Origin of the sequence: Mesorhizobium sp. PAMC28654, from assembly GCF_020616515.1 — a bacterium.
Lineage (GTDB): Bacteria > Pseudomonadota > Alphaproteobacteria > Rhizobiales > Rhizobiaceae > Mesorhizobium.
In genome coordinates, this window is record NZ_CP085135.1 from 4,512,598 (window position 1) to 4,538,105 (window position 25,508).

At 62.9% G+C, this 25,508-nt stretch carries 19 protein-coding genes, 1 pseudogene and 1 riboswitch; of the genes and pseudogenes, 14 read left to right on the forward strand and 6 right to left on the reverse strand.

From position 1 onward, the window contains the following. Positions 1-96 precede the first annotated feature (96 nt). The 4 genes from pal (at position 97) to ftsH (ending at position 5,462) form a co-directional block, all read left to right on the forward strand. A complete protein-coding gene (gene pal, locus LGH82_RS22145) occupies positions 97-603 on the forward strand; it encodes a peptidoglycan-associated lipoprotein Pal (protein ID WP_227344760.1) in 507 nt (168 codons plus the stop codon). A 227-nt stretch (positions 604-830) separates the two neighbouring features. Continuing rightward, positions 831-1,931: a tol-pal system protein YbgF gene (ybgF, locus tag LGH82_RS22150; RefSeq protein ID WP_227344761.1), complete on the forward strand. Its 1,101-nt coding sequence runs from the start codon at positions 831-833 to the stop codon at positions 1,929-1,931. Positions 1,932-1,982: 51 nt separating this feature from the next. Further along, positions 1,983-3,428, forward strand: coding sequence for a tRNA lysidine(34) synthetase TilS (gene tilS / locus LGH82_RS22155; protein ID WP_227344762.1), 1,446 nt, complete (start codon positions 1,983-1,985; stop codon positions 3,426-3,428). 105 nt (positions 3,429-3,533) lie between these two features. After that, complete coding sequence (gene ftsH, locus LGH82_RS22160; RefSeq protein WP_227344764.1) at positions 3,534-5,462, forward strand: ATP-dependent zinc metalloprotease FtsH; 1,929 nt, start codon at positions 3,534-3,536, stop codon at positions 5,460-5,462. Between the two features lie 561 nt (positions 5,463-6,023). Here the strand turns inward: ftsH and LGH82_RS22165 are convergent. Beyond that, a complete protein-coding gene (locus LGH82_RS22165) occupies positions 6,024-6,860 on the reverse strand; it encodes a hypothetical protein (RefSeq protein ID WP_227344766.1) in 837 nt (278 codons plus the stop codon). A gap of 366 nt (positions 6,861-7,226) precedes the next feature. Here LGH82_RS22165 and glmM point away from each other — a divergent pair, with 366 nt between their 5' ends. The 5 genes from glmM (at position 7,227) to serA (ending at position 13,799) form a co-directional block, all read left to right on the forward strand. After that, on the forward strand, positions 7,227-8,579 hold the full coding sequence (glmM, locus tag LGH82_RS22170; RefSeq protein WP_227344768.1) for a phosphoglucosamine mutase: 1,353 nt from the start codon (positions 7,227-7,229) through the stop codon (positions 8,577-8,579). Positions 8,580-8,826: 247 nt separating this feature from the next. Then, positions 8,827-9,678, forward strand: a complete 852-nt coding sequence (locus LGH82_RS22175; protein WP_227344770.1) for an outer membrane protein — start codon at positions 8,827-8,829, stop codon at positions 9,676-9,678. Between the two features lie 198 nt (positions 9,679-9,876). Then, complete coding sequence (locus tag LGH82_RS22180; RefSeq protein ID WP_227344772.1) at positions 9,877-10,758, forward strand: outer membrane protein; 882 nt, start codon at positions 9,877-9,879, stop codon at positions 10,756-10,758. Positions 10,759-10,957: 199 nt separating this feature from the next. Next, on the forward strand, positions 10,958-12,133 hold the full coding sequence (locus LGH82_RS22185; protein ID WP_227344773.1) for a phosphoserine transaminase: 1,176 nt from the start codon (positions 10,958-10,960) through the stop codon (positions 12,131-12,133). A gap of 64 nt (positions 12,134-12,197) precedes the next feature. Next, on the forward strand, positions 12,198-13,799 hold the full coding sequence (serA, locus tag LGH82_RS22190) for a phosphoglycerate dehydrogenase (protein WP_227344774.1): 1,602 nt from the start codon (positions 12,198-12,200) through the stop codon (positions 13,797-13,799). A 56-nt stretch (positions 13,800-13,855) separates the two neighbouring features. Here the strand turns inward: serA and LGH82_RS22195 are convergent, their stop codons facing one another. Further along, positions 13,856-14,767 carry a DMT family transporter gene (locus tag LGH82_RS22195; RefSeq protein ID WP_227344775.1) on the reverse strand — a complete coding sequence of 304 codons (912 nt, stop codon included), beginning with the start codon at positions 14,765-14,767 and terminating at the stop codon, positions 13,856-13,858. Positions 14,768-14,980: 213 nt separating this feature from the next. Here LGH82_RS22195 and LGH82_RS22200 point away from each other — a divergent pair, with 213 nt between their 5' ends. Both LGH82_RS22200 and LGH82_RS22205 read left to right on the forward strand, forming a co-directional pair. Further along, complete coding sequence (locus LGH82_RS22200; RefSeq protein WP_227344776.1) at positions 14,981-16,279, forward strand: adenylosuccinate synthase; 1,299 nt, start codon at positions 14,981-14,983, stop codon at positions 16,277-16,279. A 76-nt stretch (positions 16,280-16,355) separates the two neighbouring features. Further along, positions 16,356-18,134 (forward strand): hypothetical protein, encoded by a 1,779-nt coding sequence (locus tag LGH82_RS22205; protein ID WP_227344777.1) that lies wholly within the window; start codon positions 16,356-16,358, stop codon positions 18,132-18,134. 32 nt (positions 18,135-18,166) lie between these two features. On the opposite strand, the gene LGH82_RS22210 is transcribed toward LGH82_RS22205, so the two are convergent. The 4 genes from LGH82_RS22210 to LGH82_RS22225 form a co-directional block, all read right to left on the reverse strand. Beyond that, complete coding sequence (locus LGH82_RS22210) at positions 18,167-18,466, reverse strand: CcdB family protein (RefSeq protein ID WP_227344779.1); 300 nt, start codon at positions 18,464-18,466, stop codon at positions 18,167-18,169. Further along, positions 18,466-18,708, reverse strand: coding sequence for a type II toxin-antitoxin system CcdA family antitoxin (locus LGH82_RS22215; RefSeq protein WP_227344782.1), 243 nt, complete (start codon positions 18,706-18,708; stop codon positions 18,466-18,468). Before LGH82_RS22215 ends, LGH82_RS22210 begins: the two co-directional genes overlap by 1 nt. 238 nt (positions 18,709-18,946) lie before the next feature. Further along, positions 18,947-20,767: an ABC-F family ATP-binding cassette domain-containing protein gene (locus LGH82_RS22220; RefSeq protein WP_227344783.1), complete on the reverse strand. Its 1,821-nt coding sequence runs from the start codon at positions 20,765-20,767 to the stop codon at positions 18,947-18,949. 1 nt (position 20,768) lies between these two features. Further along, positions 20,769-21,413, reverse strand: coding sequence for a thiamine diphosphokinase (locus tag LGH82_RS22225; protein WP_227344785.1), 645 nt, complete (start codon positions 21,411-21,413; stop codon positions 20,769-20,771). Positions 21,414-21,499: 86 nt separating this feature from the next. Further along, positions 21,500-21,614: riboswitch (TPP riboswitch) on the forward strand. 43 nt (positions 21,615-21,657) lie between these two features. On the opposite strand from LGH82_RS22225, the gene thiB reads away from it, so the two are divergent. From thiB to thiQ, 3 genes and pseudogenes are all read left to right on the forward strand, one after another. Next, positions 21,658-22,656, forward strand: coding sequence for a thiamine ABC transporter substrate binding subunit (thiB, locus tag LGH82_RS22230; RefSeq protein ID WP_227344786.1), 999 nt, complete (start codon positions 21,658-21,660; stop codon positions 22,654-22,656). 251 nt (positions 22,657-22,907) lie between these two features. Next, positions 22,908-24,525 (forward strand): annotated as a pseudogene (thiP, locus tag LGH82_RS22235) (thiamine/thiamine pyrophosphate ABC transporter permease). Continuing rightward, a complete protein-coding gene (thiQ, locus tag LGH82_RS22240; protein WP_413771379.1) occupies positions 24,522-25,307 on the forward strand; it encodes a thiamine ABC transporter ATP-binding protein in 786 nt (261 codons plus the stop codon). The pseudogene thiP and the gene thiQ overlap by 4 nt, the downstream one beginning before the upstream one ends. Positions 25,308-25,508 lie beyond the last annotated feature (201 nt).

Genomic DNA, 25,508 nt, shown 5'->3' on the forward strand with positions numbered 1-25,508 from the left:
AAACAGAATATTAACCGTGTTCATTGAGCGTCGGTTAACCCAAACGTGGTTACTGGTTGATCAATGAATTCACTCGAATTGCGAAGGAGAGGCGGCATGGGCCGTATCGCAGCACTTACCAGAAACCCGGTCATGATCGCGCTGGTGGCGATGCTTGCCATCACCGGTTGCGCCTCGAAGAAGACACTGAACAACCCCGGTGATCTCGGTCTCAACGGCGCCGGCGCGGCAACGCCCGGCTCGGCACAGGATTTCACCGTCAACATCGGCGACCGTATCTTCTTCGACACGGACTCGACCTCGATCCGCGCCGACGCCCAACAGACACTCGCGCGTCAGGCGCAGTGGCTGAACAAGTACAAGCAGTACGCCATCGTCGTCGAAGGCCATGCCGACGAGCGCGGCACCCGCGAATACAATCTGGCTCTCGGCGCCCGTCGTGCCGCCGCGACGCGCGATTTCCTCGTCTCGAAGGGCGTTTCCGGGCAGCGTCTGAAGACCATTTCCTACGGCAAGGAGCGTCCGGTCGCGGTCTGCGACGACATCTCCTGCTGGTCGCAGAATCGTCGCGCCGTCACCACGCTCAGCGGCGCGGGTTCCTAAGCGCAATCCCAGCGCCTCAGCGTCCAGCGGGACGCGTGGCGCCGATGTCGGCAAAAATGCAACACAACAATGCGAAAGGCGGCCGCGAGGCCGCCTTTTTCTTGTCTTGGCCTTTGAAACAAAATTTGGCCGAAGTCTCACGTCCTGCTATGAGCCGAGGGCGCTTGGCTGATCCTATTTTGATCGGAAGGCGCAAAACAGGCTAACGATTCTACGGCGAGAGGCACATGCATTTCAGATCGGTCTTGAGCGGCACGCTTGCGCTGCTGCTCCTATCAGGCGTCACCGCCCTGGCCAGTGGCACAGGGCAACCAGCCGACAGCGGCTTTTCCTTCCATCTGCCGACCATCCAGCTGCCCGGCATCTTCGGCGAGAAGAAGCAGACGGACCAGGTTCAGATCGCACAGTCAGCCAGCGCAGCCTCGCTGGAAGACCAACTGCGGCAGATGAACGGCAAGATCGAGGAGCTCAATTTCCAGGTTCTGCAGATGCAGGAGCAGATCCGCAAGCAGCAGGAAGACAACGAGTTCCGCTTCCAGCAGCTTGAAGGTGGCACGCAAGGCGGGCAGCCGGCACCCGGCAAGAAGACGGATCCGCAAAAGAAGTCGGACGCCACTTCCAACAGCGACCAGAACGTCGCGGCGGCTCCCGCGACGCAAGCGCCAGCCGATGCAGGCAATGCATCGGGTGGCGGACAGACCATCGAGGACGTCATCGTCGAATCGCCCAGCGGCGATCCCGGCACGGTCATTCCTGGAACGGGAGCGCCGGCCAAGACGTTCGGCTCCATCACCGTCGACAAGAACGGCAACGTCATCGATGCCGAGGGCCACACCCAGGCAAGCGCGCCGGCGCAGGATACGGCTCCGGCCGCGGGTGCCGCCGCCGGTGGGGCCAAGACTGGCAAGTCCGACGGCGCGGTGGTCGCGGCGCTGCCCACCACCAACAGCGCGGAGGAATTGTACCGCAATTCCTACCAGTTCATCCTGTCGGGCGACTACGGCACCGCCGAGCAAGGCTTTCGCGACCACATCACCCGCTTCCCGAAGGACCCGAGGACGGCGGACGCGCACTACTGGCTGGGCGAGTCGCTGCTCGGCCAGCAAAAATACCGCGATGCGGCCGAGATTTTCCTGGCCGCCAGCAAGGATTATCCAAAGGCCAAGAAGGCGCCCGACATGCTGCTGAAGCTTGGCGTGTCGCTGGTTGGCCTCAAGCAGCACGATGTCGCCTGCGCCACCTTCAGCGAGGTCGCCAAGCGCTATCCGGAAATATCGCCCACGCTCAAGGAGCGCGTGAAGCAGGAAAGGGCGCTCGCGGCGTGCTAGTGCGCATGTCGTTGTCCCAGAACCGGGACCACTTTTGGGCGACATGCATTGATGCTCGACACCGAGCCTGACGTTTCTGATTTTTCGCGGATCGATTTTACCAGCGGCGCCGTTGTTGCCGTGTCCGGCGGCAGCGATTCGACCGCCCTTCTTCTCCTTCTCAAAGATTACCTGGACCGCACCGCACCGGCGACAAAGCTGCTGGCGGTGACGATCGACCATAATCTGCGGCCGGCCTCGGCGGCGGAGGCGCAAGCCGTGGCAAAGCTCTGCGCCGCGCGCAACATTCCCCATCGCACGCTGACCTGGTCCGGCCGCAAGCCGTCGACCGGTTTGCCAGCAGCCGCGCGCGAGGCGCGCTATAGATTGCTGGCCGAAGCCGCTGGATCGGAAGGCATCGGCCTGGTCCTGACTGGCCATACCGCCGATGACCAGGCCGAGACAGTGCTGATGCGGCAAGCGCGCGAGAAGGGACTGGCACCCGAGAAGGGACTGGCACGCGAGAGGGAACTGGCGCGCGAAGAGGGATTGGCCGGCGAAGAGGGGCGGGGACTGGCGGGCATGGCGCCAGCCACGCTTTACGACTGGCGATGCTGGATCCTACGGCCGCTTCTGGGCACGAGACGCCAGACGCTGCGCGACTTCCTGCGGCGCCAGCATGTCGGCTGGGCTGACGATCCGACCAATGCCGATGAAACATTCGAGCGGCCGCGCATCCGAACGATCCTTGCGCGAGACAGGGCGGCCTGGGGCGATGCAATGGCGTTGGCCGCGAGCGCCTCGGCCGAACGCACGGCACTTGGGCTTCGTGTGGCTGCATTGGTCCGCGGCCTTGCCAGCCAGCCAGGCCCTGGGCTTGTCCGCCTCGATCACGACTTCGCCAGGTCCGGCGACGACCGGGCGGCCGTCTATGCGCTGCGCATCCTTCTGGCGACCGTTGGCGGGGTTGCGTTCCTGCCGGACCGGATGCGCGGCGAAGCGCTTTTCGACCGGCTGAAGGACGGCTCTTTTTGCGCTACATTGTCGCGGACGGTCATCGACGCGCGCCGGACCGGCGTGTGGTTGCGGCGTGAGATCCGGGGCCTGCCGCTTCCTGTCGCCGCTTCGGACATTTCGTCCTGGGATGGGTCGTCCTGGGATGGGCGCCGGCGGATCACGTTGGGCGACACCAACAGCGTGTTCTTGATCGCGCCACTCGGCATGACGGCGGCAAGACAGATCGTGGTGCCGGAAGATCATGGGCCGCCGGGACTTTTGCGGGCTGGGCTGGCCGCCGAACCGGCACTTTGGCGAGCCGGCCAATGCCTTGGCCTGCCTGGAAACAGGCCTGATCTGGCGGCGATCGCGGTGCGACCGGCCGTCGCGCCTTTCGCCCGCTTCCTGCCGTCCTTCGACCTGGCCCCGGCGCATGCCGTCGCGGAGCTGATCGGGGCACCCTCCGTTCCGCCCTTGCCTTTCAGTGGCCACAGTGCCGGCCGATCATGGGCGAAAGCTTAACCGAGACGTGCTGTTATGCTTGGCAAGGGGAGGCGCTCTCCCTATGTTAGGCTCAAGTTTCCTCTCAAGACAGGTGTCCGCCCGCGGATGCCAACGGGACAATTGATGAATCCGAACTATCGCAACCTAGCGCTCTGGGCGATCATAGCGGTCTTGCTCATAGCCCTGTTCAATCTGTTCCAGACGCCGCAGACGCGTGGAGCGTCGAGCGATGTGCCTTATTCGCAGTTCCTGCAGGATGTCGCGTCGGGCCGGGTCAAGACGGTGACCATTGCGGGCGCCCGCATCTCCGGCACCTACACTGACAATTCCAGCGGCTTCCAGACATATTCGCCCGGCGATCCGTCGCTGGTCCAGAGGCTGCAGGACAAGAACGTCACCATCAATGCTCGGCCCGAGACCGACGGATCCAATTCGCTGTTCGGCTATCTGATCTCGTGGCTGCCGATGATCCTCATCCTTGGCGTCTGGATATTCTTCATGCGCCAGATGCAGTCCGGCTCCGGCCGCGCCATGGGTTTCGGCAAGTCGAAAGCCAAGCTTCTGACCGAGGCGCATGGCCGCATCACGTTCCAGGATGTTGCCGGGGTCGATGAAGCCAAGGAAGACCTTGAAGAGATCGTCGAGTTCCTGCGCGATCCGCAGAAGTTCCAGCGGCTGGGCGGCAAGATTCCGCGCGGCGTGCTGCTCGTCGGCCCTCCGGGTACCGGCAAGACCTTGCTCGCCCGCTCGGTTGCCGGTGAAGCCAATGTGCCGTTCTTCACCATTTCAGGCTCGGACTTTGTCGAAATGTTCGTCGGCGTCGGCGCCAGCCGTGTCCGCGACATGTTCGACCAGGCCAAGAAGAACGCACCCTGCATCATCTTCATCGACGAAATCGACGCTGTCGGCCGCCATCGCGGCGCCGGCCTCGGCGGTGGCAATGACGAGCGCGAACAGACGCTGAACCAGCTGCTGGTCGAAATGGATGGTTTCGAATCCAACGAAAGCATCATCCTGATCGCCGCCACCAACCGGCCCGACGTGCTCGATCCGGCGCTGCTCAGACCAGGCCGCTTCGACCGCCAGGTGGTGGTGCCGAATCCCGACATTGTCGGCCGCGAGAAGATCCTGAAGGTGCATGTGCGCAACGTGCCGCTGGCGCCGAACGTCGACCTCAAGGTCATCGCGCGCGGCACGCCGGGCTTCTCCGGCGCCGACCTGATGAACCTCGTCAACGAATCCGCGCTGATGGCGGCACGCCGCAACAAGCGTCTCGTCACCATGGCTGAGTTCGAGGACGCCAAGGACAAGATCATGATGGGCGCCGAGCGCCGCTCGTCGGCCATGACGCAGGCCGAGAAGGAGCTCACCGCCTATCACGAGGCAGGCCACGCCATCCTGGCGCTGAACGTGCCGTCGGCCGATCCGCTGCACAAGGCCACCATCATCCCGCGCGGCCGGGCACTCGGCATGGTCATGCAGTTGCCGGAAGGCGATCGCTATTCGATGAGCTACAAATACATGATCTCGCGCCTGGCCATCATGATGGGCGGTCGTGTTGCCGAGGAGTTCAAGTTCGGCAAGGAGAACATCACCTCGGGCGCCTCCTCCGACATCGAGCAGGCGACCAAGTTGGCGCGCGCCATGGTCACGCGCTGGGGCTTCTCCGACAAGCTTGGCCATGTCGCTTATGGCGATAACCAGGAGGAGGTGTTCCTGGGTCACTCGGTGGCGCGCACGCAGAATGTTTCGGAAGAGACCGCGCAGATCATCGATGCCGAAGTGCGCCGGCTGATCGACGAGGCCTATTCGACGGCGAGGACCATCCTGACCAAGAAGAAGAAGGAATGGATCACGCTGGCGCAGGGGCTGCTCGAATACGAGACGCTTTCCGGCGAGGAGATCAAGCAGCTGATCGCCGGCCAGAAGCCCGCGCGCGACCTTGGCGACGATACGCCGCCGAGCCGTGGCTCGGCCGTGCCCAAGTCGGGTGGCCGGCGCAAGAAGGGGCCGGAGCCCGAAGGCGGCATGGAGCCACAGCCGCTGGGCTGAGGCAGGCACCTCATTCGTTTTCAAACGCCGCGGCTTGTCCGCGGCGTTTTTGTTTTGGAGGTTGGAGAGCCAGCGACCTGCAGACGTCGGCGATTGGAAAGCCGGCGTGGCCAATCCCCCTTGTGGCAGATAATCGCATGTGGCGGCGCCATCCCCCACTCCGGCCGCTGCGCGGCCACCTCTCCCCTATGTCCATGGGGGAGAGGAAACCTAAGCCTTTCAAGGCAGCGACCTCGGCGGTTGGCATTCCTCTCCCTCACGAATGTGGGGGAGAGGTGGCTCGGCGAAGCCGAGACAAAGTGGGGGAACGCCATATGCGATTGTCCTGCCCTTGAGGGGGAAATGCCCGCACCTTCGTGAAGGTGAATCCAAGCTGGAATGAGAGCAGCGATCTTTCGCGCCCCCTCTGTCCTGCCGGACATCTCCCCACAAGGGGGAGATTGGCAGCGTCGCCGACGGCGCTTCCTTGCAGCGCGGATATGGCCTCTGAAGCCGCCCAACAAAAAAGGCCCGCGCACCTTGCGATGCGCGGGCCTTCTTCTGGAAGATGTGACTGAGAGATCAGGTCTTCAGCTTGGCGTTGCAGAGGCTGTAGAAGCCACCGCCCTTCTGGATCCACTTCAGGCCGCCGAGCGTATTGGCATCCTTGTTGGCATAGTACTGCTCAAGGCAGGTATGCATACGGCCCTTGGCCGGGGTCTCGGTGGCAAATTTCTGCGAGATCGCCTTCGGGAACGTGACGCCCTTTGGCGCAACAGCGGTCGGCTTTTCCGGTTCGCTGCTGTAATTCGCTTCGCTTGGAGCCGGCACCGTGTCGTCGTCGGATGCACTGGCGCCGCACTGGCTCTTGCGGAAATCGTTCCACTTCATGCCAGCCAGCGTATTGGCCGTCTTGGCAGCCTGATACTTGGTGCTGCATTCCGCCATGGTCAGGTTCTTGCCGGTGCTGGCGGCAGGAGCCGCCGCGTTCGTGGTCGCCTTGGCCGCGGGCTTCGTGTCAGCCGCCGCGGTCGCGCCGGCAGCGCACTGCGCCTTGCGGAAGTCAGCCCATTTCATGCCATTCAGCGTGCCAGCGGCCTTCGCGGCCTGATACTTGGTGCTGCATTCCTTCGCCGTCAGCCCTTTGGCACTGCTGTCGGCGGCAGCTGCCGTGGCGGCGGGCTTTGTCGTCGCCGTTGTCGTTGCCGCCTTGGTGTCGGAGGCTTTCGTGGCTGCCGCATCGGTGCCGCACTGCGCCTTGCGGAACTGGTTCCAAGTCTGCCCGGAGAGTGTCCCCGCGTCCTTAGCCGCGTTATACTTGGTGCTGCACTCCGCCATGGTCAGCGCGTTGGCTGGCGCCGCCAGGAACAAGGTTACGACGGCGAGGCCCGTCAAAGTAGCAAGTCGATGAATGAGCATAGCGTTTCTCCATTGCAGCCGCCCAAGATGCGTCCCTGCAAATCAATAGCTCTCAACGGTCGGTTGCGCTAGATGCGAAGTAGCGTATATATCGTCGAAATTCATGCTCATCCCGCCAAGGGGATGAAATCGTTGCAAGTAGCGGCCCGGAAACAAGGTTTTGAGACAGGCTCCCGCGACAAACAACCCGCAAACCCCTGTATTGCCCGAAAGCTGTTTCACTACGGTATGCTGGCAAATTACTTTGTGCGGCGCACAACAATGAATTTCTAAGGATTCGTAACATATAATCACACAATGTGATGATAGGGCACTGGCCAATTGTGGCATTACGTGCTCGCGAAATGATCGGGGACTCTGGCTAACATGGCAGGAAATTACTTCGGCACGGACGGCATCCGCGGGCGCGCCAACAAGTTTCCAATGACCGCTGAAATCGCCATGCGGGTCGGCATGGCCGCCGGCCTCTCGTTCCAGCGCGGCAGCCATCGTCACCGAGTTGTGCTGGGCAAGGATACGCGGCTTTCCGGTTACATGATCGAGAATGCCATGGTGGCTGGTCTTTGTGCCGCCGGCATGGATGTGTTCCTGCTCGGCCCGATCCCGACACCAGCCGTCGCCATGCTGGTGCGCTCGCTGCGCGCCGATATCGGCGTCATGATCTCGGCCTCGCACAATCCCTATTATGACAACGGCATCAAGCTGTTCGGACCCGATGGCTACAAGCTCTCCGACGAGATCGAAGAGCGCATCGAGAGCATGCTCGACAAGGATATCGAGCTGGCGCTCGCCGATTCCGACGGGCTTGGCCGCGCCAAGCGCGTCGACGGCGTGCATGACCGTTACATCGAATTCGCCAAGCGCACCTTGCCGCGCTCGATGTCGCTTTCGGGCCTGAGGATCGTCGTCGACTGCGCCAATGGCGCCGCCTACAAGGTGGCGCCCGAGGCGTTGTGGGAGCTTGGCGCCGAGGTTGTCGCCATCAATGTCGAGCCCAATGGTTTCAACATCAACAAGGAATGCGGATCGACCCATCCGGCCGGCCTGCAGAAGAAGGTCCACGAGGTTCGCGCCGACATCGGCATCGCCCTCGATGGCGACGCCGACCGCGTCGTCATCGTCGACGAGAATGGCGCGATCGTCGACGGTGACCAGATCATGGCGCTGATTGCCGAGTCCTGGCACCAGAGCGGGCGGCTGGCCGGCGGCGGTGTCGTCTCGACGGTGATGTCCAATCTCGGTCTTGAGCGCTTCCTCGGCGATTTGAAGCTGCAGCTGCATCGTACCAAGGTTGGCGATCGCTATGTCGTCGAGCACATGCGCGCGCATGGGCTCAATGTCGGTGGCGAACAGTCTGGCCACATTGTGCTGTCCGACTTTTCGACCACGGGTGACGGCCTCGTTTCGGCGCTTCAGGTGCTCGCCTGTATCAAGCGGCAGAACCGGCCGGTCAGCGAGCTGTCGAAGAAGTTCGAACCGGTGCCGCAGCTTCTGAAGAACGTCCATTTTTCCGGCGGCAAGCCGCTTGAGGAAGCTCCGGTCAAGGCGGCTATCGAGGATGCCCGCAATCGCCTGGGCAAGGCCGGGCGGCTGGTCATCCGGCCTTCGGGCACCGAGCCGCTCATTCGCGTCATGGCGGAAGGCGATGATCCGCAACTGGTCGAAGCCGTCGTCAACGACATCGTCGGGGTGATTTCGGAAACACGTAGCGCCGCCTGATCCCCGGCGCGCCCGGAGGGGCGTCACGCCGTCTGATTGTATCGAAGCCCGCCCTCCGGCGGGCTTTTTTATTGCTTCCACGATCCGAAAGCCCCGCTCGAAGTCAGGCAAGCCCCAAGGGTTTTATCGATTCGTGGTTAAGCAACACGGTTAAATGCCTTTTAACCTTTGCAATTCATTATCCACAACTGAAGCCAATCAAATCCGGACGCGTTCGCTGTTCCGAAGGTCTTTAGGGGTGACAAGCATGTTCAATACAGCAAGAAGGGCCTTGTTTGCCGCGCTGTTCGCGGGCGTGGCCGGACCAGTGTTCGCTGCCGATCTACCGGAGCCGGTGGTCGAGCAGGCGCCGCCGCCGGCCTATGAAGAGCCGGCTCCGGAGTACGGCGGCTGGTATATTCGCGGTGACGTCGATTATCACTGGTCGAAGTTCGGTGGCGCCGACTACATTACCTACGGACCGGGCACCAACAGCTTCGACAGTGGCACGCTCAAGAGCGCCTTCTCGGCCGGTGCCGGTGTCGGCTATCAGATCAACCAGCACTTCCGCACCGATCTCACCGGTGATTGGCTGAGCAGTTCGAAATTCAACGGTTCGACCAGCGGCACTTGCGGCACGCCTGTTCCTGGCACGCCTTGTACTTCGGTTGATACTTCGTCCTATTCAGCGCTCCTGCTTCTGGCCAACGCCTATGTCGATATCGGCACCTGGCATGGCGTGACGCCTTATGTCGGTGCCGGCATCGGCGGCGCTTGGATGAAGTGGGATACGTTGAACAACACCGACAATGATGGTTCCTTCGATCATAATGGCGGCAAGGGCTGGCGCTTCGCTTACGCCCTCATGGCCGGCGCGTCTTACTGCCTGACCGATCGGGTCAAGCTTGATGTCGGTTATCGCTACAGCCACATCAATGGTGGCCGGATGTTCGACTACGCGGATGGCGCTGGTGGCAGCACTGGCGCTGGTCCGGGCTTTGACCACGGCATCAGCGTCAACGAAGTGCGCGGCGGCCTGCGCTATCAGTTCGGCAAGTCGGACTGCGCTCCTCCGCCGGAGGCATATGTTCCAGAGCCGGAGCCGGTCTACACGAAGTAACGGTTCGACAGCCTGAAATTGATGAACCGCCCGGCAAGTGCCGGGCGGTTCTCGTTCAAGCAGCGTCGGCGAAAGATCATCGAAGTCAATTCGCTAACTCTCTGTTATCCTTAACTGCCACTTAACCACTATGGTTAACAATGCTTCCTGAAACGGTGCTCGCTATTGCGACCAGCGCCAACTTCGGGAGCCAGGACCATGACCTTCAAATCGCTGACAGCGCTGGCGCTTGCCGCAGTCCTCATGCCGCTGTCGCCAGTCCACGCGGCCGACTACGATCCGCCGATCTATGTCGATCAGGCGCCGGACTATCAGCCGGTCGAGGTCGGTTCCGGGTGGTACCTGCGCGGCGATGTCGGCTATGCGTTCAACAAGCCGTATGAATTCTCAGAGACGGCGGCAGGCGTCTCCACCGGTACCCAGGCTTTCTCCGGTTCGGTCGGCATGGGGTATCACTTCAACGACTATCTGCGCGGCGAGTTGAATTTCGGCATGCTCCCGACAAGCTCGTTTGATAATGCCTTCACCACCACGTGCGCCCGGACCCAAACGACGACGGTTGTCAATACGGGCGTCATTACCAGCCAGACTTCGGCACCAGAGTCTCCCTTGGCGTCATGCAATGGCTCCAACAACGGCCAGAATCGGGCCTTTGATGGCATGGCGAGCGCCTTCGTCGATCTTGGAACCTATGTCGGCTTTACACCCTATGTCGGCGGTGGCGTTGGGATCGCCTACACCTCATACAGTCTGACCCAAAATGCTCGCAATTGCGTCAACGGCAACCCAGTCTCCACAACAGATCTTAGCGGCAATACGACGACAATAACCGTAACCTGTCTGGATCCGAGCAATTACGCGGGTACGTCCTCCAGCGAAAAGCAGTTCAGCTTGACCTATTCACTGGACGCGGGTTTCGCTTACCAAGTCAGCAAGAATCTTTCGCTCGATGTTGGCTACCAATATGTGGCGTTGCCATCCGCGAAGTATGTGTCCTTTGACAATACCGGCACCCCTTCCATCAGCAAGGGCCTCAGCTATCAGACGGTCAAACTCGGATTGCGTTACGACCTCTGGTAGGGCCTCAAACCCATGAAATCACGACGGTGGGCCTCTGGCCCGCCGCTTGCGTTTAGCGTCACTAAATTCTGATCGCAGGCTGCCAGTATCCTGTCCGCGACAAAAACTTTTCCCTTGACGCCGAAAGCGTGAGGGAATATCGCCGTCCGTGGGCCACCCCTCCCCAACGAGGGGCCACTATCTGGAAGGATAGACCACGATGACGACACCCACGAAGCCCGGGCTCCGTCCGGCAAACCCCAATTTCTCCTCGGGTCCCTGCGCAAAACGTCCCGGCTGGTCAGTCGAGGCGCTGAAAAATGCCGCGCTCGGCCGTTCCCACCGCGCCAAGATCGGCAAGACCAAGCTCGAACAGGCGATCGAGCTGACGCGGGAAATTCTCCAGGTTCCAGCGGATTACCGCATCGGCATCGTGCCGGCGTCGGACACAGGTGCTGTCGAGATGGCGCTGTGGTCGCTGCTCGGCGAGCGTGGCGTCGACATGGTCGCCTGGGAGAGCTTCGGCTCCGGCTGGGTCACCGATGTGGTCAAGCAGTTGAAACTCGCAGACGTCCGCAAGATTGAGGCCGCTTACGGCGATCTGCCTGATCTGACCAAGATCGATTTCGACCGTGACGTGGTCTTCACCTGGAATGGCACGACCTCCGGCGTTCGCGTGCCAAACGGCGATTTCATCCCGGCGGACCGCAAGGGCCTGACCATATGCGACGCCACTTCGGCGGCGTTTGCACAAAGGCTCGATTTCCAGAAGCTGGATGTCGTCACCTTCTCCTGGCAGAAAGTGCTGGGCGGCGAGGGTGCACACGGCATGCTGATCTTGTCGCCTCGCGCCGTCGCGCGACTTGAGAGCTACAAGCCGGCCTGGCCGCTGCCAAAAATCTTCCGCCTGACCTCGGGCGGCAAGCTGATCGAAGGCATCTTCAAGGGCGAGACCATCAACACGCCGTCGATGCTGTGCGTCGAGGACTATCTCGATGCGCTCAACTGGGCGAAGTCGATCGGCGGCCTTGATGCGCTGGTCGCCAGGGCGAATGCCAATGCCGCCGCCCTCGACGGCTTCGTCGCCAAGTCCTCGTGGCTCGGCCATCTTGCCGTCGAGCCGGCGACGCGGTCGAACACCTCGGTCTGCTTGTCCTTCACCGATCCGGACGTGTCCGCGCTCGACGCCGACGGACAGGCGGCTTTCGCCAAGGGGCTGGTGTCAATGCTCGACAAGGAAGGCGTCGCCTACGACATCGGCGCCTATCGCGACGCGCCGCCCGGCCTGCGCATCTGGTGCGGGGCGACAGTCGAGACATCCGATCTCGAAGCCTTGCTGCCCTGGCTCGACTGGGCCTTTGCCGCGCAGAAGGCATCGCTGAAAGCGGCCGCCTGAGATTTTCCGTGGCGGCCTTCGGGCCGCCCATTCCCGGATCAATCCCATTTTGAAGGAGGCCGCCATGGCGCCCCGTGTTCTCGTCTCAGACAAACTCTCTCCCACCGCCGTGCAGATCTTCAAGGATCGCGGCGTCGAGGTCGACTACCTGCCCGATCTCGGCAAGGACAAGGAGAAGCTGCTCGAAGTGATCGGCCAGTATGATGGCCTCGCCATCCGCTCGGCGACCAAGGTCACCGAGAAGCTGATCAACGCCGCCACCAATCTCAAGGTCATCGGCCGCGCCGGCATCGGCGTCGACAATGTCGACATCCCGGCGGCCAGCCGCAAGGGTATCATCGTGATGAACACGCCTTTCGGCAATTCGATCACGACAGCCGAGCATGCGGTGGCGATGATCTTTGCACTCGCCCGCCAGATCCCTGAAGCCAATGCCTCGACCCATGCCGGCAAATGGGAAAAGAACCGCTTCATGGGTGTCGAGATCACCGGCAAGACGCTGGGCGTCATCGGCTGCGGCAATATCGGCTCGATCGTCGCCACGCGCGGCGTCGGTCTCAAGATGCATGTCATCGCCTTCGATCCGTTCCTGTCGGACAAGCGCGCCGAGGAACTCGGCGTCGACAAGGTGGAATTGGAGGAACTCTTTGCCCGCGCGGACTTCATCACGCTGCACACGCCGCTGACCGACAAGACGCGCAACATCATCGATGCCGGGGCAATCGCCAAGATGAAGACTGGCGTGCGCATCATCAACTGCGCGCGTGGCGGGCTGATCGTCGAGGCGGACCTGATCGCGGGGCTGAAGAGCGGCAAGGTGGCGGGCGCCGGCATCGACGTGTTCGAGGTCGAGCCGGCCGAACAGAACGCCCTGTTCGGCATGGAGAACGTGGTGGCGACACCGCATCTCGGCGCCTCGACGGCGGAAGCGCAGGAGAACGTCGCATTGCAGGTCGCCGAGCAGATGGCCGACTATCTGATCAAGGGCGCGGTCTCCAACGCCATCAACATGCCGTCGATCACGGCGGAAGAAGCACCGCGGCTGAAGCCGTTCGTCAAGCTGGCCGAAGTGCTCGGCGCCTTTGTCGGCCAGGTCACCGAGGATCCGATCAACGAGGTCGAGATCCTGTTTGACGGCTCGACCACGACAATGAACACGCGCGCGCTGATCAGCGCCGCGCTTGCCGGGCTGATCCGGCCGCAGGTCGCCGATGTCAACATGGTGTCGGCGCCGATCATGGTGAAGGAGCGCGGCATCATCGTCGCCGAGGTCAAGCGCGACAAGTCCGGCGTGTTCGACGGCTACATCAAGCTCACGGTCAAGACAGAGCATATGACGCGGTCGATCGCCGGCACCTGCTTCTCCGACGGCAAGCCGCGCTTCATCCAGATCAAGGGCATCAATCTCGACGCGGAGGTCGGCCAGCACATGCTCTACACAACCAATGCCGACGCGCCGGGCATCATCGGCCTGCTCGGCACGGTGTGTGGTGAGAATGGCGTCAACATCGCCAACTTCCAGCTTGGTCGTAACAGGCCCGGCGGCGACGCCATCGCGCTGCTCTATCTCGACGCGCCATTCCCGGAAAAGGTGCTGGAGCAGGTCAAGGCCCACAAGTCGATCGACTCGGCCAAGCGGCTGCAGTTCGACGTCAGCGCGATGTGATCCGGGTCCGCGGTAAAAGATCGAAAGGCGCGGCTTGGTCCGCGCCTTTTTGTTGTTCAGCGTGTCCGGACTGAAGGCGGGCTTGCCGCCTTGCGGCCGCTATACTCGGCAAGCCCGATGCCGCCCAGAACGAGTACCAGCGCGAGAGCCTGATAGATCTGGAATGTCTCGCCGACGATCAGCACCGAAAGCAGCGTGCCGAAGATCGGCACCAGATTGATGAACAGGCCGGCGCGGTTGGCGCCGATCAACTCGTTGCCCCGGATATAGAACATCTGCGAGATGACCGAAGCGCCTATCGCGGTATAGACAATGACCGTCCAGCCATGCGCGTCGGGCACGATGACCTTGCCGGCAGCTATCTCCCAGAGGAAGAATGGCAGCGAGGTGACAAGTGCGGCAATCGACAGCGCCAGCATCAGGCTCTGCCAGCGCATCACCGGCTTCAGCCGCAGTCCAACCGAGTAGCCGCTATAGAGGAACACGGCGACCAGCATGATGGCGTCGCCGAAATTGAGTTCGAGCGTCAGCAGCCGACGCGGGTCGCCGTGGCAGGCGGTCAGGATGACGCCGACGATGGTCAGCACGACGCCGGCAATCTGCGCCCAGTTCACGCGCAAGCGGAAGAAGACGAAATTGGCTGTCATGATCAGGATCGGTATCGCTGCCTGCTCGATCGAGACGTTGATCGCCGTCGTGTAGTTGAGGGCGGTGTAGAAGATCGTGTTGAACAAGGTGAAGCCGCTGGCGCCCAGGGCGGCCAGGACGATCCAGTGCTTGCGCACCACCGGCCAGTCCTCTCGCATCGATCGCCAGCCGATCGGCAGCATGATCAGCACGGCCAGCACCCAGCGCAGGAAGACAAGCGTCATCGGCGAGACATGACCGACCGCGAGCTTGCCGGCCACGGAGTTCCCGCCCCACAGCAAGGTGGTGAGCAGCAGGAAGATGTAGGCGCTTCGATGCATCGGAAAATTCCAGCCGCGGGGAGGTGCGGCCGCGGATATTGCCGCCTATTGCCACGGGTTGGACAAGTAAATGATGTCAAAGCCGAAAATTGTTGTGCCTCGGGGCGTTTTCAGCGGCAAAGAATGGTCGCGCTCGTCGGGGCTTGACGCTATAGAGGCCTGTCGTTTTGAACAGTCTTCCAGCCGCGGTGCGGCATCTCAAGGGAAATAATCATGGCCAATGTGGTGGTCGTCGGCTCGCAGTGGGGTGACGAAGGCAAGGGCAAGATCGTCGATTGGCTGTCGGAGCGCGCCGATGTCGTGGTGCGCTTCCAGGGTGGCCACAATGCCGGCCACACGCTGGTTGTCGACGGCAAGGTCTACAAGCTGTCGCTGCTGCCGTCGGGCGTCGTGCGCCAGGGCAAGCTGTCGATCATCGGCAACGGCGTCGTTTTCGACCCGCACGCTTTCGTCGCCGAAGTGGCGAAGCTGAAGGGACAAGGTGTCGAAGTGACGCCGGATCGCCTGAAAATAGCCGAAAACACCGCGCTTATCCTGTCACTGCACCGGGAACTGGACGGCTTCCGCGAAGACGCGGCCTCCAATTCCGGAACAAAGATTGGCACGACCCGCCGCGGCATCGGCCCCGCCTATGAAGACAAGGTGGGCCGGCGCGCCGTCAGGGTGATGGATTTGGCGGATTTGGAAACATTGCCCTTGAAGGTCGACAGGCTGCTGACGCACCACAATGCGTTGCGTCGGGGGCTTGGACATGCCGAGGTCACGCATGAGGCGATCATGCTGGAGCTGACCTCGGTCGCGCATGAGATCCTGCCCTATATGGACCGGGTCTGGAAGATCCTCGATGACAAGCGCCGGGCTGGCGAGCGCATCCTGTTCGAAGGCGCGCAGGGCACGTTGCTCGACATCGACCACGGCACCTATCCCTTTGTCACCTCGTCCAACACGGTCGCCGGACAGGCGGCCGCCGGTTCCGGCGTCGGTCCGGGAACCATCGGCTATGTGCTCGGCATCACCAAGGCCTACACGACGCGCGTCGGCGAAGGTCCTTTCCCGACCGAGCAGAAGAACGAGATCGGCGAATTCCTCGGCACGCGCGGCCACGAATTCGGTGTCGTCACAGGGCGCAAGCGCCGCTGCGGCTGGTTCGACGCCGTGCTGGTGCGCCAGGCCGTCGCCGTCAACGGCATCAAGGGAATCGCGCTGACCAAGCTCGACGTGCTGGACGGGCTGGACGAGATCAAGGTCTGCACCGGCTACCGTCTTGATGGCGAGATGATCGACTATCTGCCGGCGAGCCAAGGCGCGCAGGCGCGTGTCGAGCCGGTCTACGAGACGCTGGAGGGATGGAAAGGCACCACCGCCGGCGCGCGCAGCTGGAACGACCTGCCGGCCCAGGCGGTCAAGTATGTCCGTTATATCGAGGAGTTGATCGGCGCGCCGGTCGCACTGCTCTCCACCAGCCCCGAACGGGACGACACGATACTTGTGACCGATCCGTTTCAAGACTAGTTTCTGAAGCCTTTCCGGGCGCTGCGGCTGATTTGCGAGGGCCGGCGCTGAAGCAAAAATACAGGTCGACTGAAGCATGGCGGATTTCGTTGCTATTCTGAAAACGGCGCTCGACAGGCACGGCGACGAGACGCCCGAAAAGCGTACGCGCATCTATGGTAGCGTTCGCGCCATGCTGGCGAAGAAGCTTGCGGAAAGGTCGCCGCCACTGGCCACCGAAGCCATAACCACGCAAAAGCGCGCGCTGGAAGACGCCATTGTCAGTGTCGAGCGGGACTATGCCAAGAGCGTGCCGGAGACCGACCCGCTGGCGGAACTGGAAAACATCTTTTCGTCCATCGACCGCAACAAGAACCAGTCGAGCCACGTCCGGCAGCCGCTTTCCACTCCGCAGCCCCCCAGGCCCGAGCCTGCCAGACCTCAATCCGCCAGACCTGAGCCGGTAAGGCCTGAGCCCGCAAGGCGTGAACCCGCAAGGCCTGAAACCGTCCGTCCGGCAGCGCCCTATGCTGCGAAGCCGACGCCTCCCGCCGCTCGGGTGGAGCCAAGCTGGCAGAGGTCATCAACGGCTCCTTCCTTTCCTGATCGTGCCGCGCCGGATCGCGACGATGCCACCCTTCCGGGGATGGACGAAGGCGAGCCGGACGAGAAGGCCGACATTTTCGCCAATGACGAAAGGCCGGCGGCCGATACGTTCGAGCGCCTGCGCCCGGCTCGACGCAAGCGCAGCTACGGCGGGCTGATCGCCGCCGTGGTCGCGTTGGCCGTCATCGGCGGCGCCTATGGCATCTGGCTGAACAAGGGTGCGTTCGGCAAGATGTTCGGTTCGGGTGACAGCAAGGTCGTCAAGACCGAGCCCCTGAAGGCCGCTCCTGCCAACCCCGCGGCCAACGCCGCCGCATCGCCAACGGCTCCCGCGACCGGCACGACGGACGCCGCCGGGGCAACCAAGTTCACCCAGCGCCTGACGCCCCAGGGCAGCGAAACCGATCCCGGTCCGGCCGGTGGGCAAAGCGGCATTGGCGAGGGCGAATCCGTCGCCGCGCTGACCACGCCGCCGCCAGCCCATCCGACAATCACGCCGCCTGCCGGCGATGCACAGGCCGCCGCCACGCCCGCGGCGAACGCTCCCGCGGCCGCCGCAACCCCGCCCGCACCGGGTGCGGCTCCGGCAACGCCGCCGGCCAATGGAACCGCTCCCGCCGCGCCGGCCGCCGTCGCCACACCGGCAGCGCCAGCAGGTGCCACGCCGGCACCAGCAGGCACCACGCCGACACCGGCGGCTGCCGAGCCGACAGTGGCCGTCGGCCAGAAGGCGATCTTCTACGAGGAGCGCACCAGCACCTCGCAAGGTTCCGCCGAGCCCGGCAGTATCGTTTGGTCCCTGGTCCAGGAATCACCTGGCGGTGACCTTCCGCCGGAACCGGCGATCCGCGCCGAGGCAACCATTCCCGGCAAGGATATCCAGCTGCGCATGACCATTCGCCGCAACACCGACCGGACGCTGCCGGCCAGCCATATCATCGAGATGATCTTCCTGACGCCCGAAGGTTTTGAAGGCGGCGGCGTCGACAACATCCTGCGCGTTGCCATGAAGAGCTCGGAACAGGACGCCGGCAGCCCGCTGATCGGTATTCCGGCCAAGATCGCCGATGGTTTCTTCCTCGTCGCGCTCAACGACACCAAGGCGGATGAAGACGCCAACATGACCTTGCTGCGCGGGCAGGACTGGATCGACGTGCCGGTCGTCTACAAGACCGGACGACGGGCCTTGCTGACCATGGAGAAGGGCATCCCCGGCGAGAAAGTGTTTGATGAGGCGATCAAGGCCTGGCAAGCGAAGACGGCGGGCTGAGGACGAGCGTCTCGCTCAGCTGTCGCCGCTGTTCAGAAACCCTGGAACAGCATGTCGAGCGCAGCGACGATGTCGTCATGGTGCTTCGTCAGGTTCAGTCGACTATCACCCAGTTCGCTGGCCGCAACAGTTGCGATCAGATGGGTGGCCATGACCAGCTTTCGACCGTTGACTTCGAAAATGGGATGGAGTTTTCGCATTGGCGGCGGCACCGCTGCGACCGGCAGAAGCGGAACGACCACCCTTGTCTTGAAATTATCGAGCAGTTCGGATTGAACGTCGAGCAAATAGCTGCCTTCAATGCGCCCCGCGAAGACATCGAAGCGTGCCATCAGAACTGCCGCGAGTCTTCCAGTGGGATGCCATGTTTTTCGACATACTCGTTCCACGCATCCATCGTGGCCCGATTCTCTAGCTTCCATAACCGCGTTTTTTCAGCTGCCACTGCTTCCGCTATGCCGGCTTCCGCAGCGCGCGACACATTCACGTCAAGCCCCTTGGCTTCCCTCATGAGGTTCGAGTCGATCGACAGGTTTGCTGGGCGACGGATCGCATTCAAGGCAATTTTGCGCATTATAGCCTCCGCAACATGCGCATAATGTATGCGCACTCTCGTATCGGGGCAACAATCAAGTAGGCCGATTGCGGGTGAGTCCGGTTCTCCGGCCATGGCTCTCAGCCCTTCGGGCGTTCAAGTCCTTGCAAAGGTCCAGTGGACCTTTGAATTCGCCTGAAGGCGAACCTGGCTTTCGTCGTTCGTCGCTTCAATCGACAAATCGTTGTCGATCGACTGGCCTACGGCCAAACGCTCCTCACCCCTCCATCTCTTCGCGCAACATCTCCAGTTTCAGCCATTCCTCTTCGAACGCCGCCAATGTGGAGCGCTCCTTGTCGAGGGCCGCGATGGTCTTCTGGAACGAAGCCGGATCGCGCTCGTAATAGGCGGGGTCGGCGATGTTGTTCTCCAGCCGCGAGATCGAAGCGGTCACCGCCTCGATCTTCTTGGGCAGCGATTCCAGCGCGAATTTCTGCTTGAACGACAGCTTTTTCGCGGGACCCTTCGGGGTCGATGCATCGGCCTTGCCTACGGCCGCGGGTTCGCCATTGTCGGCCTTCGCCCGCGACTTGCGGTCGTCGAGCCGGGTGCCGCCGCGTTGCGCCAGCATGTCCGAATAGCCGCCGGCATATTCGATCCAGCGGCCGCCGCCATCCGGTGCGATGATGCTGGTGACGGTGCGGTCGAGGAAATCGCGGTCGTGGCTGACCAGAATGACGGTTCCGGCGAAACCGGCGACCAGTTCCTGCAGCAGTTCCAGCGTTTCCATATCGAGGTCGTTAGTCGGCTCATCGAGCACCAGAAGGTTTGCCGGCCGCGCCAGGACGCGGGCCAGCAGCAGCCGCGCCCGCTCGCCGCCCGAAAGTTCGCGCACCGGCGTGCGCGCCTGCTCGGGCTTGAACAGGAAGTCCTTCATGTACGAGACGACGTGGCGCTGCTCGCCATTGATGACCAGGTTGTCGCCGCGCCCGTCGGTGAGATATTGCGCCAGCGTTTCGGCCGGGTCGACCGCTTCGCGCTTCTGGTCGAGCGTGGCGATCTCCAGATTGGTGCCGAGCCGCACCGAACCGGCATCCGGCTTCATTTCTCCGGTCAGCATCTTCAGGAGCGTCGTCTTGCCGGCGCCGTTGGGTCCAACCAGGCCGATGCGGTCGCCACGCTGGATGCGGGTTGAGAACTCCTTGACCACGGTGAGGTCGCCAAAGCTCTTCTCGATGTTCTTGGCCTCGATCACCAGCTTGCCGGATTCGGTGGCGTCGCTGGCCACCATGGTGGCCGAACCTTCGGCGCCACGATGGCCACGAAAGCGCTGGCGCATGGTCTGCAACTCGCCCAGCCTTCTCATGTTGCGCTTGCGCCGCGCCGTCACGCCGTAGCGCAGCCAGTGCTCTTCGCGCACGATCTGGCGGCCGAGCTTGTGCTGTTCACGCTCTTCTTCTTCCAGCACTAGGTCGCGCCATTCCTCGAAATGGCCAAAACCCTTGTCCAGCCTGCGGGTCTGGCCACGATCGAGCCAGACGGTGGCGCGCGAGACGCGCTCGAGGAAGCGGCGGTCGTGCGAAATGACGATGAGTGCGGAGGAGGTGCGGACGAGCTCTTCTTCCAGCCACTCGATCACCGACAGATCGAGATGGTTAGTCGGCTCATCGAGCAGCAGAATGTCGGGCTCGGGCGCCATCACTCGGGCAAGTGCCGCGCGCCGCGCTTCGCCGCCCGAGAGGTCGTTCGGCCGCTCCTCGCCGGAAAGGCCGAGATGCTCCATCAGGTAGGTGGCGCGGTAGGGATCGTCGGCGGGTCCGAGCCCCGCCTCGACATAAGCGCGTACGTTGGTGAAGCCATCCATGTCGGGCATTTGCGGCAGATAGCGGACAGTCGCGGAGGGTTGGCGGAAGACTTCGCCGTCCTGCGGCTCGATCAGGCCGGCCGCGATCTTCAGCAGCGTTGACTTGCCCGAGCCATTGCGGCCGACGAGCGCGATCTTGTCGCCGGAAGAAGCCGCCAATGCGGCGCCGTCGAGAAGCGGCGTACCACCGAAGGTCAGTTTTATGCCGTCGAGGTTGAGAAGCGGCGGGGCCATATCAGCTTTCAGGTAGTGGATGGGGATGGGCGAGCAGCAGCGCGCGACCGCTACCCAGGGCGATTTCGAGCCGGCCCTTGACCTCGTTGGAAATGGTCAGCGAGGAGCCGAATGCTACCTCGACATGATCGAGCGGCCATTTGGCGCCTTTGACGGTGAGGCCGGAGAGATCCGAGAAACCAAGAACGGAAAACAGCGTGGCGTCGGCGTAGTCGAAGAAGGCTTTCCCCGGCAGCAGGGGAATGCCTTCTTGCGCGCCACTGGTCAAGATCACTTTCATCCCGGCTTCGGCCAGCCGCAGACCGAGCGACAGATGCAGGAAGGCGTGATCAGCGCGCTTGCCGCCGAATGCGCCGGCCAGAATGAGAGTGGTCGCGCCGCGTTCGAGTGCTGCGGCGATGGCCAACTCACCATCGGTCTTGTCCTTCTCCGCAGGGAAAGTGCGACGGGGCACGGCGGCGAGATCATCGGGCAGATTGGCCGGTACGGAATCGAAATCACCCACCCACAGTTCGGGGACAAGCCCCAACACCCGCGCATGGCCGATGCCGGCATCGGCGGCGATGACACGCGAACCCTCGACCTGGCGGTCGAGCCGTGGCGTGCGGATGAGGTCGCCGCCAAGCAGGATGGTGAATGTGCTCATGTGCGTCGCCCTTACCAGCCCGGCACGGGAAACGGAAGGCGGCAAACTCCCACTTGCGTGGTTCATCGACCGGGCCTATGTGTCGAAACGCTCTAACGGGGTGCCGGACGCGATCTTCGCGGACCGGCTGAGAGGCAATCTTGCCAACCCGCTGAACCTGATCCGGTTTGTACCGGCGGAGGGATTAGACGTTTCGGACAGTCCGACGCCTCAATTCCTTTCAATTCGAACGAAGGAGGCGCCGATGCGCACGCTTTTCTACTCTCTTGTCTCAGCCACTGTTGTGATCCTGTCCGGGCCGGCCTTGGCCAAGGACAAGCTCACCGTCTACACCTATGAGAGCTTCACCGCGGACTGGGGGCCGGGCCCGGTGGTGAAGAAGGAATTCGAGGCCGAATGCGGCTGCGATGTCGACTTCGTCTCGGTCGCCGACGGCGTCGCGCTGCTCAACCGCGTCAAGCTGGAAGGCGCTTCGACCAAGGCCGACATTGTGCTTGGCCTTGACACCAATCTGACCGCCGAGGCCAAGGCCACCGGCCTGTTTGCCCCGCATGGCCCGGTTTCGAACGTCAACGTGCCCGGCGGCTGGAGTGACGATACGTTCGTACCGTTCGACTACGGCTATTTCGCCGTTGTCTATGACACCGAGAAGCTGAAGACACCGCCGAAGAGCCTGAAGGAATTGGTCGAAGGCAGTGCCGACGACAAGATCGTCATCCAGGATCCGCGCACCTCGACACCCGGCCTTGGCCTGTTGCTATGGGTGAAATCTGTCTACGGCGACAAGGCGCCTGAAGCCTGGGCCAAGCTCAAGGCGAAGGTGCTGACCGTCACGCCCGGCTGGAGCGAGGCCTATGGCCTGTTCACCAAGGGCGAGGCGCCGATGGTGTTGTCCTACACGACGTCGCCGGCCTATCACATGGTTGCCGAGAAGACCGAACGCTATCAGGCGGCCTCCTTCGAGGAGGGCGAGTACCTGCAGATCGAGGTTGCCGGCATCACCACCACCGGCGCGAAAAACCCGTTGGCGGAAAAGTTCATGGCTTTCATGACTGGGCCGAAATTCCAGGATGTCATCCCCGAGACCAACTGGATGTTCCCCGCCGGCAAGACCGATGCACCGCTCAACCCAGCCTTCGACAAACTGGTCAAGCCGACCAAGACGTTGCTGTTCAGCCCTGAAGAGGTCGCCGCCAACCGCAAGGCCTGGGTCGACGAATGGCTGGCGGTGATGAGCAAATAGGGCTCGAGCCGCGTCGGATGTTTGCGCCAAGGCACCCCCCTCTGGTCTGCCGACCATCTCCCCCTCAAGGGGGGAGATCAGCGGCTTCGGCGCCTCGCCAAGTCCAGCAGCATTGGAGATTGGCGAAAGCGACCGAGTGCGTAATCTCCCCCCTTGAGGGGGAGATGTCCGGCAGGACAGAGGGGGGTGGGCTCGGCCCTGGCCAGGTATTTCAATTGATCAATACCCATCCCGGTGTTGGGTAGCGCGAGATGCGGACGCGTCATCCCGCTGATCCCCGCGTCGCCGCCGGCATTGTCGCTCGCGGCAATCGCGCTACTGATCGGTGGCGCGATTGCTGGTCTGCTTTTCGAAGGCGCTCGCGACCTTTCAGGCGCCTGGGCAGCCTTCGATCCCTATCTCTTCCGCGTCGTGCGCTTCACCCTGTGGCAAGCGGTCCTGTCGACGCTGCTTTCGGTCGTGCCGGCGCTGTTCGTCGCCCGCGCCCTGTCGCGGCATCCGCGGTTCTTCGGACGAAGCTTCATCCTGCAGCTGTTCGCCGTGCCGTTGGCGCTGCCGGCCATCGTCGCCGCGCTCGGCATTCTGGCGCTGTACGGTCGCGCCGGCTATTTCGCCGGCGTGTTCACGGTGATCGGCAATGGCAGCTGGCCGGGCATCTATGGTTTGGCTGGCATCCTGGTTGCGCATGTCTTCTTCAACCTGCCGCTCTGCGTGAGGCTGTTTCTCGAAGCGCTGCAGACGGTGCCGGCCGACCAGTGGCGGCTGGCGAGCCAGCTCGGCATGGGTGCCAGGCCGGCTTTTCGGTTGATCGAGTGGCCAAGGCTGCGCGCGGCCATTCCGGGCGTCGCCGGGCTCGTCTTCATGCTCTGCATAACGTCCTTCACCATCGTGCTGACACTGGGTGGCGGTCCGCGCGCAACGACGCTGGAAGTCGCGATCTATCAGGCGCTGCGTTTCGATTTCGATCCCGCTGGGGCCGTGGCGCTGACCGCGCTGCAGATCGCGCTGACCTTTGTCGTGGTGCTGGCCCTGGCGCGACTCGGCGTCAATGTAACTGGCGACGCTAATCTGCCGGTGGCGTCGCGCCGCTATCTTTCGGTGGGCAAGGGAGAGAGCTGGCTCAATGCCTTGCTGGTTGTTGCCGCACTGCTATTCGTCGCTGGGCCGATGGTGGCGACGGTGATGGCCGGGCTTGGCGCCGATCTCGGCCGGTTGGCCGGCGAGGCTGCTGTGCGGCAGGCGACGCTGACCAGTGCCGTGCTCGCCTTCCTGTCGGCGCTGCTTTCGGTGATGCTGTCGCTGGCGCTGATCATGGCGCGCCGGGCGCTGGCCCTGAACCGGGGCGCGGGCTCGAGGACGTTGCTCGAACATGCCACCGACACTGGCGCCGGTTTCGTCCTTGTCGTGCCTCCGATCGTCATTGGCGCCGGCTGGTTCCTGGCTCTGCGCAATGTCAGCGATGTCTTCGCCGTCGCACCGATCATGGTCGTCACCGTCAACGCGGTGATGGCGATGCCCTTCGCCATCCGCGCCGTTCGCCCCGCCTATGACGCGGCGAGCGAGCGCCACGAACGGCTTTGCGCACAGCTCGGCATTTCAGGCTGGAACCGGCTGATACTGATTGACTGGCCGTCGTTGCGGCGGCCGCTCGCGACGGCCTTCGCCTTCGCCATGGCCCTGTCGCTTGGGGATCTCGGCGTCATCGCGTTGTTCGGCAGCGACTCCGTGCAGACATTGCCCTATCTGCTCCTGGCGCGCATGGGTAGCTACCGGACGGAGGACGCCGCCGGCCTGGCGTTGCTGCTTGGTCTTGTCTGCCTGGCGCTTGTCCTGGCCTCCGACCGGCTGGGGAGGGGAGGGAAATCATGATGCTCGCCAAAGCCAACGAGAGGATCGAAGACGGCACCGCCGTGCGGTTGGAGCATGTCTCGTTCAGCTATGGCCAAACGCCCTTGAGCTTCGATGTCGGTTTTGCCGCCTCCAGGATCACCGCCATCATGGGCCCGAGCGGCTCTGGAAAATCGACCCTGCTCAATCTGGTCGCTGGTTTCGAAACGCCGCGCTCCGGCCGCGTGCTGATCGGCGGGATCGATGTCAGCGCGGAGCTGCCCTCGGCACGACCGGTGTCCATGGTGTTCCAGGAGAACAACCTCTTTGCCCATCTTTCCGTGGAGCAGAATGTCGGACTAGGCCGTTCGCCGTCGCTGCGGCTGAGCGATGCGGACCGCGTTGTGATTGCCGGGGCGATCGAACGCACCGGCCTGGCCGGAAAGGAGAAGCGATTGCCGCGCGAACTCTCCGGCGGCGAGCGTCAGCGTGTCGCGCTCGCCCGTGTCCTGGTGCGCGACCGTCCGGTGCTTCTCCTGGATGAGCCTTTTGCCTCGCTTGGCCCGGCCATGCGAGACGACATGCTCGATCTGGTGGCCGGTGTGCATGCCGACCGGCCGATGACGGTGCTGTTCGTCACGCACCAGCCAGAAGACGCGCGCCGGATCGGCCAGAATGTGGTATTCCTGGACAATGGTTCGGTTGCCGCGACGGGTGCGGCGGCTGATTTCTTCGCCGGGGCTGGCCCGGAGGTCTTCCAGCGCTATATCGGGGCAGGTCCGATTGGCGCCGGATCACGAGATGTTGCCCGGAAGCGGACATAATTTACGGTCAAACCGGCCCAAGGCGATGCGGCGCTTGCTTGCCATGATCAGGGTAGTGTGGCTAGGTCCACCCTGTATAGGTCTGGCACGGTCGTGATTTGCCTGCACGCCGTGCGTCATCCCGGACGCCAGAAGACGTTGCAACATGTTGATTTTGCGCGTGATCTCCACGAGGTTTCGAGATCATGGGCCAAGACCTGG

Excerpts from the sequence above, each read along its gene's own strand:
- pal (WP_227344760.1), top strand. The coding sequence starts at position 97 with ATGGGCCGTATCGCAGCACTTACCAGAAACCCGGTCATGATCGCGCTG.
- LGH82_RS22225 (WP_227344785.1), bottom strand. The coding sequence starts at position 21,413 with ATGAGCACATTCACCATCCTGCTTGGCGGCGACCTCATCCGCACGCCA.
- LGH82_RS22185 (WP_227344773.1), top strand. The coding sequence starts at position 10,958 with ATGACGACACCCACGAAGCCCGGGCTCCGTCCGGCAAACCCCAATTTC.
- glmM (WP_227344768.1), top strand. The coding sequence starts at position 7,227 with ATGGCAGGAAATTACTTCGGCACGGACGGCATCCGCGGGCGCGCCAAC.
- thiQ (WP_413771379.1), top strand. The coding sequence starts at position 24,522 with ATGATGCTCGCCAAAGCCAACGAGAGGATCGAAGACGGCACCGCCGTG.
- LGH82_RS22180 (WP_227344772.1), top strand. The coding sequence starts at position 9,877 with ATGACCTTCAAATCGCTGACAGCGCTGGCGCTTGCCGCAGTCCTCATG.
- LGH82_RS22210 (WP_227344779.1), bottom strand. The coding sequence starts at position 18,466 with ATGGCACGCTTCGATGTCTTCGCGGGGCGCATTGAAGGCAGCTATTTG.
- thiB (WP_227344786.1), top strand. The coding sequence starts at position 21,658 with ATGCGCACGCTTTTCTACTCTCTTGTCTCAGCCACTGTTGTGATCCTG.
- LGH82_RS22205 (WP_227344777.1), top strand. The coding sequence starts at position 16,356 with ATGGCGGATTTCGTTGCTATTCTGAAAACGGCGCTCGACAGGCACGGC.
- LGH82_RS22220 (WP_227344783.1), bottom strand. The coding sequence starts at position 20,767 with ATGGCCCCGCCGCTTCTCAACCTCGACGGCATAAAACTGACCTTCGGT.
- LGH82_RS22195 (WP_227344775.1), bottom strand. The coding sequence starts at position 14,767 with ATGCATCGAAGCGCCTACATCTTCCTGCTGCTCACCACCTTGCTGTGG.
- tilS (WP_227344762.1), top strand. The coding sequence starts at position 1,983 with ATGCTCGACACCGAGCCTGACGTTTCTGATTTTTCGCGGATCGATTTT.
- LGH82_RS22175 (WP_227344770.1), top strand. The coding sequence starts at position 8,827 with ATGTTCAATACAGCAAGAAGGGCCTTGTTTGCCGCGCTGTTCGCGGGC.
- serA (WP_227344774.1), top strand. The coding sequence starts at position 12,198 with ATGGCGCCCCGTGTTCTCGTCTCAGACAAACTCTCTCCCACCGCCGTG.
- LGH82_RS22165 (WP_227344766.1), bottom strand. The coding sequence starts at position 6,860 with ATGCTCATTCATCGACTTGCTACTTTGACGGGCCTCGCCGTCGTAACC.
- LGH82_RS22215 (WP_227344782.1), bottom strand. The coding sequence starts at position 18,708 with ATGCGCAAAATTGCCTTGAATGCGATCCGTCGCCCAGCAAACCTGTCG.
- ybgF (WP_227344761.1), top strand. The coding sequence starts at position 831 with ATGCATTTCAGATCGGTCTTGAGCGGCACGCTTGCGCTGCTGCTCCTA.
- ftsH (WP_227344764.1), top strand. The coding sequence starts at position 3,534 with ATGAATCCGAACTATCGCAACCTAGCGCTCTGGGCGATCATAGCGGTC.
- LGH82_RS22200 (WP_227344776.1), top strand. The coding sequence starts at position 14,981 with ATGGCCAATGTGGTGGTCGTCGGCTCGCAGTGGGGTGACGAAGGCAAG.